The organism is Acidobacteriota bacterium (genome assembly GCA_016195325.1).
Classification (GTDB): Bacteria; Acidobacteriota; Polarisedimenticolia; order JACPZX01; family JACPZX01; genus JACPZX01.
This window is the reverse complement of record JACPZX010000048.1, coordinates 1-11,373: the sequence shown is the minus strand read 5'-3', so window position 1 is coordinate 11,373 and position 11,373 is coordinate 1. Positions and strand designations below refer to the sequence as shown.

The following is an 11,373-nucleotide window of genomic DNA, read 5'->3' as shown; positions in this document are numbered from 1 at the left end:
TCGCCGTCCGGAAGACCTTGTACTTGTCGATGAGGATCGGGCTCGGCGTGACGTTCGTGCTCACGGGGTTCCAGGAGAGAAGCGTCGAGTTGTTCCCCATGTCGAGGGCGGTCGCGTTCGTGGGGATCGAGGGCTTCACGCTGGACGAGGAGGACGCGCTGTTGAACGCGGCGACGTTCGGGTCGTACGCACCGCAGAGGTCCTCGGCCCGCAGCTTGTAGAAGTACGGGCGGCAGTTCACGATGGTCGGCGAGTTCGGGTTCGCCGGATCACTGTACGTCGTGGCCCCCGCGGTGATCGTATTCGGGTCCACCGAGATCTGGACCTGCGCCGAGATGTTCGGGTCGAAGCCGGCCGTGGCCCCGCGGAAGAGCCGGAATCCCTTGAGATCGCGGATGGGCCAGGGGCTGACGTCGCACCCCAGATTGGTCGTGTTCAGCGTCGGTGCGGCCCACCCGAGATTGATCTGATTGAAGACGGCGTTGCCGCCGGAGACGCTCGTGAAGGTGGGCCCCGTCGGCGCTTTGGGAATCGTCGAGTTCGTGATCGTCGTCAGCGGCGAGTAGGCCGGCGGATCGCTCTTGTTCCCCGCCGCGTCCACGCCGGCGACGCCGACCATGTACGACGCCGAGGTGAGGTTCGGCACGAAGTAGCTGGTCGTGTAGGCGTCCTGCGGGTTCGCCATGCTGGCGATCGCCGCCCCCGACGTCACCTCGTACTTGATGACCCCCTGGTTCGCCGGGTTGGCGGTCCAAGTTGCGTACAGACCCTGGCAGTGCCCCGGGCAGACGGCCAGGCCCGTCGGGGTGGTCGGCTTGTCGAGATCGAGATCCGCCATGCCGACGTAGCCGAGGTTTCGGGGCGTCACGTCGCTCGTGAGATCGAACTTCCGGAAGTGCTGGCTCAGCGGGTTCGTGTCGGTCGGGTCGAAGTACTTGACATCGGGGTCCTGCGTCATGCCGACGATCCGCACGTTGATCTTCGCGATCTTCTTGCGGAGGGCGAGGCTGTTCGGATCGTCCATCCCCAGCGCCATCGTCGTGAGCTGCGTTCCCGCGCCGTCGAAGTAGGTGACGTCCATCTCGCGGATGTTGTCGGCGATCGGGACCTTGTCGGCCATCGAGGCGAGGGCGGTGCCGCCGGGCTTCAGCGTGATGCGGTAGAGGGTGTACGGCGGCGAGTTCATGTCGAGGTACACGTTGTTGATGGGCACCGTCTGCAGCGTCCCGTCGCGCGGCACGGCGCTCACGTCGGCCTGGAACTGGATCGTCGTTCCGCCGGTGCCGCTGGGCTTGCCGAGGGCGTAGGTGACGATCTCGTCGTTGCCGGTCGAGACGACCGAGAAAGCGCCGCCCGCGAGAGAAGGCTCCGGCGTGTTGGCGTCGGCGGTCTCGTAGTCGTAGTCGCCGCGCACGGTCACGGCGTTCGTCCACATCCCCTCGATCTGCTCGTCGGGGCGGGTCGCGCCGTTGGGGTTGTAGTTGAACCCGGCCATGCGGAGGTCGGACATCATCCGGTCGAAGGCGATGCGCGTGTTCTGCTGCTCCGCGGTCGCGTTCTCCCCCTGCTTGAAGCTCTTCTGGAGCTGCTGGTAGAGCGTCATGGCGATGGCGACGATGACCGCGAAGACGGCGATGGCGACCATCACCTCGGCCAGCGTGAACCCGTGCGGACGTGCCGCGCGCCCGGTCGCAAACGATCGACGCACCCTGAATTCACTCACGGGAACCATCCTCCTTGTGGGCCTTGCGCTCTTCCGGCAGGGGGGCCGACGAGCGACTCAGAACCGCACGCCTTCGACGGTCACGCTGCGGTTGCGCCGCAGCTCCTTCCAGAAAATCGTGATGCTCACCCGGATCGCCTCCCCCGTGTTCCAGACGGCCGGCTTCACGTTGCCGCCGATCGGGGTGAGGGTGATCAGCGCGTACCCTCCCGAGAGCTTCGAGCTGATCTGCGTGGCGTACGTGGTGTTCGCGTACGAGCTCGCCGTCCGGGTGTCGGCGGTGTAGCTCGTCAGCGTCGCCAGGTTCTGCGCGCCGACGAAGAAGATCTGGACGCCGTTGTACGAGAGCTTGTTGATGTCCTCCATCATGTCCTCGCCGATGGAGGTGGCCTCCGTCAGGAGCTTCCCGCTCTTCACGTTGGTCTGCGCGAGGACGAACATCGCCGCGATGGCGACGATGACGCCGGTGAGGATGCCGAGGGAGATGATCACCTCGATCAGGCTGTATCCCCGCGATCCGCGTCGCATCCCGCGCCTCCTGACTCTCAATGGCTCACCGTGTACGTGATCTGGCCGGCCGTGCTGAAGCCGAAGGTGTACGTGTCGATCCGGCCGCCGGTGATCGTCGTCGTCAGCCTGACGAAGTTGCTGGTCGGCGCGCTCGCCGACGGGGCCGACGGGTTGGTGATCGATCCGTTGATGTTCATCACCGGCGCGAACGACCCCGTCGGGTTCGTGGTCATCGTCGTGTTGTTCGAAACCTTGACGGTGATCGTCTTCTTCTGGATCGGGTGGTAGTACGAGTACGTGTTGGTCGGGCTCGGCGTGAAGGTGAAGGTGATGTTCTGGTGCATCGAGATCGCCATCTGGTGGGCGCCCCGGATGTCGGCCATCATCGCGTCGGCCGTCGAGCGCGCCTTCCACGACCTCGAGAAGTTCCCCAGGGCCGGGAAGAAGACGAGGACGATGAGGCCGATAATCGCGACGACGATGAGGAGCTCGGCCAGGGAGAACCCGCGGGAGAGGCCCCTCCCCCTCGAGCGGTCGCGACGGTCATGGGTCGTTGAACTCATCTCGGGTTCCTCCAGAGCAACCAGGGTGCCATCCCGGCACGCCTATGCACGACGGCCGTAAAGCTCCGCCACCATTCAACTAATCCAGACCGTCAGGCCCATGACGCCACCGGCCCCCGAACGCCCGAGACCAGGTCGCCACGATTTCGTCACCATTCGTGACACCGCGTGACACGGACGGTTCAGTCGGTCAGCGGGAGCGAGACGGTGATCCGGGCCCCACCCCCCTCGAGGTTGACCGCGTCGATGGACCCGTCGTGGCTGACGACGATCTTCTGCGCGAGGGCCATCCCGAGGCCGGTGCCGTGGCTCTTCGTCGTCACGAAGGGCGTGAAGAGCTTCGGGAGGATCTCGGGGGCGAACCCCTCGCCGCTGTCCGTGATGTCCACGAAGGCGCTCCCCTCCTCGGTGCGCCCCCTCACCAGCACGACGCCGGAGCTCGCGCCGGCGCCGCTCGCCTCGACCGCGTTCCTGAGAAGATTGTGGAAGGCCTGCCTCAGGAGCGCCTCGTCGGCGACAATCCTGTCGGGCCACTCCCCGGTCACCCGCACGGAGACTCCTGCGCCCGTCGAGCGGGGGACCTCCTCCGCGAGCCCCTCGAGGATCGGCCGCAGCGCGCACTCCGCGCGCTGGAGGCGCGCCGGCGCCGCGTAGCGCAGGAACTCGTCCACGAGGCGCCCCGTCGACTGGACCTCCCGGACGATCGCGGCGGCGTTTCCGTCGGGCTCCGCGTCGGACTTCGCCGCGAGGCGCGCGTACCCCAGGATCGTCGCGAGGCTGTTGCGGAACTCGTGCGCGATGCCGGCCGAGAGCTCCCCGACCCGCGCGAGGTTCTCCTTGAGGAGGACGCGGGCCTGCAGCCCCCGGATCTCGGTGAGATCGCTGAAGAGGCACAGGGCGCCGCTCCCGCCTCCCGGCGGACCCGACGTGGTGACTCCCAGGTGGACGCTGCGCCCCGAAGGAAGCCGGTAGCTCACCACCTCGCGCGCGCGGCCGCGGCCATGACGCGCCGCCTCGTCGAGGAGCGCGGCCAGCTCCGCGGTGGGGGCGAAGATCTCGCTGACGCGCTTGCCGAGGAGATCCACGGCGGCGAGGCCGAGAATCGTCTCCCCGGCGGGGTTGAGCGCGGCGACGCGCCCCCCCGCGTCGAGGATGAGGACGCCGCTGCTGAGGCTCGAGAGGAGCGACTCCTGCGCCCCCGCCGACGAGCTCGAGAAACGCATCCTCTCGAGCTCCCCTTCCATCGCGCGCATCTTCTCGACGACGCCGCGGAAGGAGGCGACGAGAAAAGCCGGATCGTCGCCGCCCGCGGCGGCCGACTCCGGCGGCTCGATCGAGGCGGCCGCCGCGCGCAGCGCGCGGTAGGGGGAGAGGACGAACCGGATGAAGAGCAGGACCATCACCAGCACGAGCGTGCCGCCGATCCCCTGCGCCCAGGTGAGGATCCGGATCTGGCGCCGTATCGTCTCGGCCGCCGTCAGCGAGAAGCCCGCGTGGAGCAGCCTCGGGGAGGGGCCCGCCGGGCCGACGCGCACCAGGATGTCCGTGAGATCGCCCGGCGCGTCGTCGCGATCGATCGCGGGGCGCCCCGCGTCGAGATCGCGCAGCGCGTCGGCGCCGACGAGCGTGTCGAGAGGGATGGTCGCCCCCTCACGCCACGACTGGCTCGAGGCCGTCACCTTCCCCGATCGATCCACGATCTCCGCCAGCGACGCGCCGTGGGCGCGCGCGAGATCGCGGAGATCCCGCGGCGGGCGCGCGGGATCCTCCGCGGCGACCGCGCGCGCCATCGCCTCGGCGGCGTCGAGGATCCGGACGCGCGCCTCGTCGAGGAGAAGCGACTCGGAGTTGTCGAGGAAGGTGACCGTGACGAGGTTCGCGGTGACGAGGAAGAGGACCACCATCACCATGAAGATCTTGACCTGCGTCTCGTACCCGCGGATCAGCGGCTGCATCGATCCCTCACGAGATCATCCGGACGACGAGGTCCGAGTACCACGACGACAGCCCGGGGCCGGCGAAGGCGGCGACGACGGCGCCCAGGGCGATGAAGGGGCCGAACGGAACGGGCGTCCGGAAGGAGCGGCGGCTGAGGAGGAGCCACGGGACCACAAGAAGGCATCCGAGGACCGACCCCACGAGAATCGTGACGAGGGTCATCCGCGCGCCGAGGAAGGCGCCGACCATCGCCAGCATCTTCACGTCCCCCAGCCCCATCCCCTCCGCGAGGGCCGCCTCGGCGATCTCCTCGTCGGTCTCGCCGGCCGCCGCCAGTCTGCCACCCGGCGCACCGCCGTCCGGCCCCTCGGCGGGCGCCCCGGCCTCGCGAGGCGCCGGCGCGAGATCCCCGCCGGCAGGCGCCGCCCCGCCTCCGCGGATCCGCCGCACGATCATGTACGCCCCCCGCGCCACGAAGGGAATCGCGGCGCCCACCGCCACCCCCCCGAGCGCGCCGAGGATGGCCGGCTCGTCGTCGTAGAAGCTCCCCAGGAGCGATCCGCCGGAGGCGCGCGCGACGGCGCCGCGCGCCGCGGCGAAGGCGAGGCCCGCGGCGATCCCCGGGTACGTGAGGGCGTCGGGGAGGAGGAAGAGGCGGAGGTCGATCACGGTGAGCACGACGCACGTGAAGACGAGCCACGCCGTCGCGAAGGCGTCGATCGAGAGGCCGAACTTCAGATACGCGCCGAGGAAGCCCACCCCCACGAGCGCCTCCACGGCGGGGTAGACGGCAGGGATCGGCGCGCGGCAGCCGCGGCACCTCGCGCGGAGCGCGATCCACGAGACGACCGGGACGTTGTCGTACCACCGGATGGCCGCGCGGCACCGCGGGCATCTTGAGCCCGGAAAGGCGATCGACTCCCCTTCGGGAATGCGGTGGGCGCAGACGTTGGCGAAGGAGCCGAAGATGAGCCCCACCGCGAGCGCGATCGCCCCCTCGACCGGCTCCGCGCCGCTCAATCGAAGCTCCGCTTCAGGAACGGGTGCGCGACGGTCCGGACCTGCCCGGTCGCGCGATTGTAGAGGTACGGGGTCCCCTCCGCGTCCTTCGGCACGCGATCGACGAGCCCCGCCGTGACCAGCGCCTCGAGGCCGGGCGGGTTTCCGCCGCGGGCCGCGGCGTACGCCTTCACGGCGGACTGCAGCTCCTCGATGTCGATCTGGATCTTCAGATCGTGCGCGTGGCGCCAGGCCACGGCGCGCGTGTACTCGTCGCTGCCGGACTGGTAGATCTCGAGCCAGTATTTCCACGACGTCCGCCGATCGCCGATCCGGTTGTACATCTCGGCGTGCAGGCGGCCGACGAGCGGGTGGACGCCCGGGACCTTCATCGCGCGCTCGAAGTAGCGCGCGGCCCGCGGGTAGTCGTGGAGCGTGTCGTAGCAGTAGAAGCCCGCCTCGAACGCGAGGAGCCAGTCGCCCGGGTTCGCGGCGATGCCCTTGTCGAGGAGCCGGAGCGCCATCTCGAGGTCTCCTGCCTCCATCGCCATGATGAGCGCGCCGATCAGGTACGGATCTTCGTAGTGCGGATCGAGCTCGGTGATCACGTTCGAATAGATGTGATCGAGGTACTTGTAGCGATCCCCCGAGTCGTAGCTCGAGTAGTACTGGATCGACCAGAGGTAGACGGCGTCGGCCAGGAGCTCCCGGTAACCCGGCGCGAGGGCTCGCAGATACTTCCCGGACGGCAGGTAGAGGAGGTGCGACCCCGCGGGCCTCACGGAGGAGAGGTCGTGGAGCCTCCCCTCCGCGGTCGCCGTCAGCGAGACGACCAGGAGGAAGACCCCCGCGACGAGGAGCCGGCGGATCAGACGAAGTCCCTGCGCCGGAAGACGGCGATCGCGAGCATCAGGACGATCGCGGTGTAGAGGAGGCCGTACCCCGCCGCGAGAAGGATCTCCTCGCCCCCGACCGGCACCCCGTGCACGACCTCGCCCTTCACGTTCAGGTATTCCAGGTTGGGGAGCACGCGGTAGAGGGCGAGGCAGATCCACCGGCCGGGGGCGCTCGCCAGCTTCTCCGCGAGGAGAGGGAGCCCCCAGGAGAGGTGTCCGATCAGGTAGCAGGTGACGGTGAAGAGGCTGCTGAGGAAGGGGCTGCTGAACGACGAGAAGAAGATCGCGACGGCGGTGATGAGCAGCAGCTCGACGAAGATCAGCGCGATCGCCTTTCCGAGCGTGACGTCGAGGAACCCCTTGTACCAGAGGAGGGTGTAGAAGCCGAGGGTCATGATGCTCAAATTCACGAAGAGGACGAGCGCGAGCCCGAGGTACTTGCCGAGGATGAACTCGGATCGCCGGATCGGCTTCGCGATGAGGACGTAGATCGTCCGCTTCTCGATCTCCTTGAAGACGAGCCCCACGCCCACGAAGATCGCCGTCGCCACGCCGAAGAGGGAGATCGCCGCGAGGCCCATGTCCTTCATGATCTTCTCCTCGCTCCCCACCGTCAGCAGGCTGATGGCGCGCCCCGCGCCGATCATGATCAGCGCGAAGACGAGGATGAGGTAGAGGATCCGATCGCGGATGGCCTCCCGGAATGTGTTGATGGCGATGGCGTAGAGCCTCACGCCGAGACCTCCTTCAAGTAGAGATCCTCGAGCGTGTCGCGCCTCGGCATCACCGAGATCAGCACCCCCCCCCGGGCCCGCACCCTCTCGAGGAGCGCCGCCAGCTCCCCCTCGGTGGTGACGCGCACGAGCGTCTCGGTCCCCCGCACCGCCACGAGCGTGGCCGCCGCGCCGAGCGCCGCGAACTCCGGGCCCGAGTAGGTGACCTCCCAGTGCCGCACGGTCGGGCGGAGCAGGTCGCCGAGCTTCCCCTCCGCGCCGAGGACGCCGTCCTTCACGATGCCGACGCGATCGCACAGCGCCTCGGCGTCCGAGAGGATGTGCGACGAGAAGAAGACCGTCTTCCCGCGCTCCTTGAGCGACAGGATGATGTCGCGGAACTCGCGCCGGCCGATCGGGTCGAGGCCGCTCATCGGCTCGTCGAGGATGACGAGATCGGGGTCGTTGATGAGCGCCTGCGCGAGGCCGATCCGCTGGAGCATCCCCTTCGAGTACTTGCGGAGCTGGGAATCGGCGCGCGACGTCATCCCGACGCGCTCGAGCATCGCCGCGGTGCGCCGCTGCCTCTCGTAGGCGGAGTAGCCGAAGAGGCGCCCGCAGTAGTCGAGGAACTCCCGCCCGGTCAGATACTCGTAGAAGTACGGGTTCTCGGGGAGGAAGCCGATGCGCTCCTTCACCGCGACGATCGTGCTCTTGCGGCCGAAGAGGCGCACCGCTCCGGCGTCGGGGAAGACGAGGCCGAGGAGGGTCTTGATCGTGGTGGTTTTGCCGGCGCCGTTCTGGCCGAGGAGGCCGAAGATCTCCCCGCTCGAGACCGTCAGGCTCAGCCCGTTGAGGACGCGGTTCCGCCTGAGCCGCAGATGGCCCCAGTACGACTTCTGGAGATTCCGGATCTCGAGGACCGGCTCGCCTTGGCTCATCGTGGGGCCGGGGCGGGCTCCGCCGCGGCGGCGCGGATTATATCCTCGTAGATCCGCTCCTGCTCGCGGACCATCTCGTCGATGTCCCATCCTCCCGCCCGCTCGAGCCCGGCCCGCCCCATCCGCCGCCTCAGGGGGGCGTCGCGCACGAGCTCGACGACGGCGCCCGCCATCCCACGGACGTCGCCCGGGTCGAAGAGGCGCCCGTTCACCCCCTCCTCGATCGCCTCGGGGGCGCCGTCCACGCGCGTCGCGACGACCGGGATCGCCGTCGCCATCGCCTCGGCGAAGACGCGCGGGAGCCCCTCCCACCGCGACGTGTGGAGCAGGATGTCGAACGACCGCATCAGCGCCGGGACGTCGCGCCGCCAGCCGAGGAGCGTGACGCGGCCGCCGATCCCCTTCTCGCGGATGCGCGACTCGATCGCGCCGCGGAGATCCCCGTCCCCCGCCAGGAGGAACCGGGCCGAGGGCTCTTCGGCGAGGACGCGCGCGGCGACCTCCACGAAGTCGACCGGCGCTTTCTGCGGCTTGAAGCAGGCGACCATGCCGACGACGACCTCACTCGTGGCCGCGAGCGTCGCCTCGGGCCTCGGCGAGAACTCGGCGAGACGGATCCCGCTGTGCACGACGCGCGCGCGCCGACCGTCGAGGATCCCGAGCGCCTCCCCCTGCCGCACGTTCGCCTCGGAGACGGAGATGAAGGCGGTCGTCCGGCGCGCCGCGAGCCTCTCGGCGGCGACGAGGGCCGCGCGCAGCGGCGCCGGCTGCTCGGGGTGAAACCCCCAGCCGTGGATCGAGTGAATGCGGATCGGCACGCCGGCGCGCGCGGCGGCGAGGCGGCCCAGGATCCCCGCCTTCGACGAGTGCGTGTGCACGATCGCGGGCCGCTCGCGCTCGAACAGGCGCCTCAGCGCGAGCCAGGCGCCGAGGTCCTTCGACGGCGATATCGGGCGGACGAGGTCCGGGAGGAAATGGCACCTCACCCCGGAGTCCCGCGCCTCGTCCGCGAGGAGACCCCCGACCCCCGCGACGAGCACGGGCTCGAACCGCGCGCGGTCGAGGTGGGTGACGGTGTAGAGGGTGTTGGCCTGCGCGCCCCCCAGCTCGAGCTGCGTGATGACGTGGCAGACCCTCAGGGGGGTGGGCGTCACGCGCGCCCCTCGACGACCTCGCGGAGGAAGATCTCGAGGACGAGAAGCGTGAAGATCGGCTCGTCGTGGTTCGCGGTCCCCGCCTCGTGCTCGTCGAGGAGGCGGCGCGGGGCCGAAGGGTGCACCCACGCGCCGAGTCGGGCCAAAGGCGAAGTCAGGAGATCGCGCGCGAGATCGCGGAAGCTCCCGGCCCGCAGCCAGCGGTCCACCGGGAGGCCGAAGCCGCTCTTCGGCGCCGTCAAGATCGACTCCGGGACGAGGCCGCGCGCGCACTCCCGGAGGATCGCCTTCCCCCTCGATCCCGGCATGCGCACTTCGGCGGGGATCGCGACGGCCGCCGCGACCAGCTCGTGATCGAGGAGGGGGGAGCGCACCTCGAGGGCGGAGCCCATCGACGCGCCGTCCACCTTGCGGAGGACGTCGTCCGGAAGCCAGACCTCGAGATCGGCCCCGGCGACGGCATCGAGAGCCGAGAGTGCGGACGGTCGATCGTACCGGGAGTGGAAGGCGGCCAGAGGGTCTCCCGCGACGGCGTTCCTCCCCTCCGGGGTGAGAAGCGCCGGCTGATCCGCCGGGTGGAACCGGCAGATCCACCGGTCGTTCGCGTCGAAGGGGCTCGCCTCGGCGGCGGCGAGAAAGCGCCCCGCGCGCCCCGCGACGTTGCGGCGGCCGCGCGCGCCGGGAAGCGCCGCGATCGAGGCCCGCGCCGTCCGGCGCGCGAGCGCGGGGAGCCGCTTCCAACGCGCGGCCAGCCGGTGCGCGCGGTAGCGATCGTAACCGAGGAAGACCTCGTCGCCGCCGTCCCCGGAGAGCGCGACCTTCACGTGTCCCCTCACCGCCTCGGAAAGGCGCTGCACGGCGACGAGCGAGGAGTCGGCGAGGGGCTCGCCGAGACGGCGGATGAGCGCCGGGAGGGCCGCGGCCGCGTCGGCGGCGACGCGGATCTCGTGGTGGGTGGTTCCGAGAAAACGCGCGGTCTCGCGCGCCGCCTTCGACTCGTCGTATCCCGTCTCGTCGAAGACCACGGTGAATGTGTCGAGGGTCGGCCCCGACTCGCGCGCGGCGATCGCCGCGACGATCGACGAGTCGAGCCCGCCGCTCAGGAAGACTCCGATCGGCACGTCGCTGCGGAGGCGCACCCTCACGCTCTCGTCGAGCAGGGGCCTCAGCCGGCGCGCCGCTTCCGCGGCGGAGGCCGGCGCCGCGCCGGGAGGGGCGGCGGCCGTGCCGGGCGCTTTCGCGTACCGCGACACCGTGGCGTGACCCTTCTCGTACACCAGCACCGATCCCGCGCCGAGGCGCTTCACCCCTTCGATCGCCGTCGCCGGCGCGGGGACGTACCCGAGGGCCAGATACGGTCCGAGGGCCGACGGATCGAACCGCCGGGGCACCCCCATCGCGAAGAGGGCGGGGATCTCCGACGCGAAGAGGATCCGCTCTGCGCTCTCGGCGTAGTGAATCGGTTTCTTCCCCAGCCGATCCCGCGCGAGGACGAGGCGCCTCTCGACGGTGTCCCAGATCGCGAGGGCGAACATGCCGCGGAGGAGCGCGAGCGCCTCGAGCCCCTTCTCCGCGTAGAGATGCAGGATCGTCTCGGTGTCGCTCGTGGACCGGTAGGGGTGGCGCCTCTCGAGATCCCGCCGCAGCTCGACGTGGTTGTAGATCTCGCCGTTGAAGACGATGACGTGCCGGCCGTCGGCGCTCGCCATCGGCTGGGCCGCGCGATCGGAGAGATCGAGGATCGCGAGGCGGCGGTGCGCGAGGGCGCAGCCGGGAAGGGCGGTCATCCCAGAGCCGTCGGGGCCGCGATGCGCGAGCGCGAGGGAGCCCGCGGCGGCGCGCGCCCCGTCCCCAGGGGCGGAGGCGTCCGCCGACGCCACCCCCGCGATGCCGCACATCAGGGAGACCCCAGGATCGAGAGGGCCGTCCCGCCCCC

9 protein-coding genes and 1 pseudogene are annotated in these 11,373 nt (G+C 70.0%); all 10 read right to left on the bottom strand.

Translation table 11 applies throughout. The features are described 5' to 3' along the window. A partial coding sequence (locus HY049_09800) for a prepilin-type N-terminal cleavage/methylation domain-containing protein (protein MBI3449195.1) occupies positions 1–1,723 on the bottom strand: 1,723 nt, incomplete at its 3' end. Between the two features lie 57 nt (positions 1,724–1,780). Then, a complete protein-coding gene (locus tag HY049_09795; protein MBI3449194.1) occupies positions 1,781–2,251 on the bottom strand; it encodes a hypothetical protein in 471 nt (156 codons plus the stop codon). Positions 2,252–2,268: 17 nt separating this feature from the next. Further along, positions 2,269–2,796 (bottom strand): prepilin-type N-terminal cleavage/methylation domain-containing protein, encoded by a 528-nt coding sequence (locus HY049_09790; GenBank protein MBI3449193.1) that lies wholly within the window; start codon positions 2,794–2,796, stop codon positions 2,269–2,271. A gap of 182 nt (positions 2,797–2,978) precedes the next feature. Continuing rightward, positions 2,979–4,751: a PAS domain-containing protein gene (locus HY049_09785; GenBank protein MBI3449192.1), complete on the bottom strand. Its 1,773-nt coding sequence runs from the start codon at positions 4,749–4,751 to the stop codon at positions 2,979–2,981. Positions 4,752–5,316: 565 nt separating this feature from the next. Beyond that, positions 5,317–5,754, bottom strand: a pseudogene (locus tag HY049_09780) (prepilin peptidase). Then, complete coding sequence (locus HY049_09775; GenBank protein MBI3449191.1) at positions 5,751–6,515, bottom strand: tetratricopeptide repeat protein; 765 nt, start codon at positions 6,513–6,515, stop codon at positions 5,751–5,753. Before HY049_09775 ends, HY049_09780 begins: the two are co-directional and overlap by 4 nt. 86 nt (positions 6,516–6,601) lie before the next feature. Next, positions 6,602–7,363 carry an ABC transporter permease gene (locus HY049_09770; protein MBI3449190.1) on the bottom strand — a complete coding sequence of 254 codons (762 nt, stop codon included), beginning with the start codon at positions 7,361–7,363 and terminating at the stop codon, positions 6,602–6,604. Continuing rightward, positions 7,360–8,283 (bottom strand): ABC transporter ATP-binding protein, encoded by a 924-nt coding sequence (locus HY049_09765; protein MBI3449189.1) that lies wholly within the window; start codon positions 8,281–8,283, stop codon positions 7,360–7,362. The genes HY049_09770 and HY049_09765 overlap by 4 nt, the downstream gene beginning before the upstream one ends. After that, the gene (locus tag HY049_09760; GenBank protein ID MBI3449188.1) at positions 8,280–9,437 is read right to left on the bottom strand and encodes a glycosyltransferase family 4 protein; all 1,158 of its coding nucleotides are present in this window, start codon (positions 9,435–9,437) and stop codon (positions 8,280–8,282) included. Before HY049_09760 ends, HY049_09765 begins: the two co-directional genes overlap by 4 nt. Continuing rightward, on the bottom strand, positions 9,434–11,335 hold the full coding sequence (gene asnB / locus HY049_09755) for an asparagine synthase (glutamine-hydrolyzing) (GenBank protein MBI3449187.1): 1,902 nt from the start codon (positions 11,333–11,335) through the stop codon (positions 9,434–9,436). The genes HY049_09760 and asnB overlap by 4 nt, the downstream gene beginning before the upstream one ends. Between the last annotated feature and the right edge of the window lie 38 nt (positions 11,336–11,373).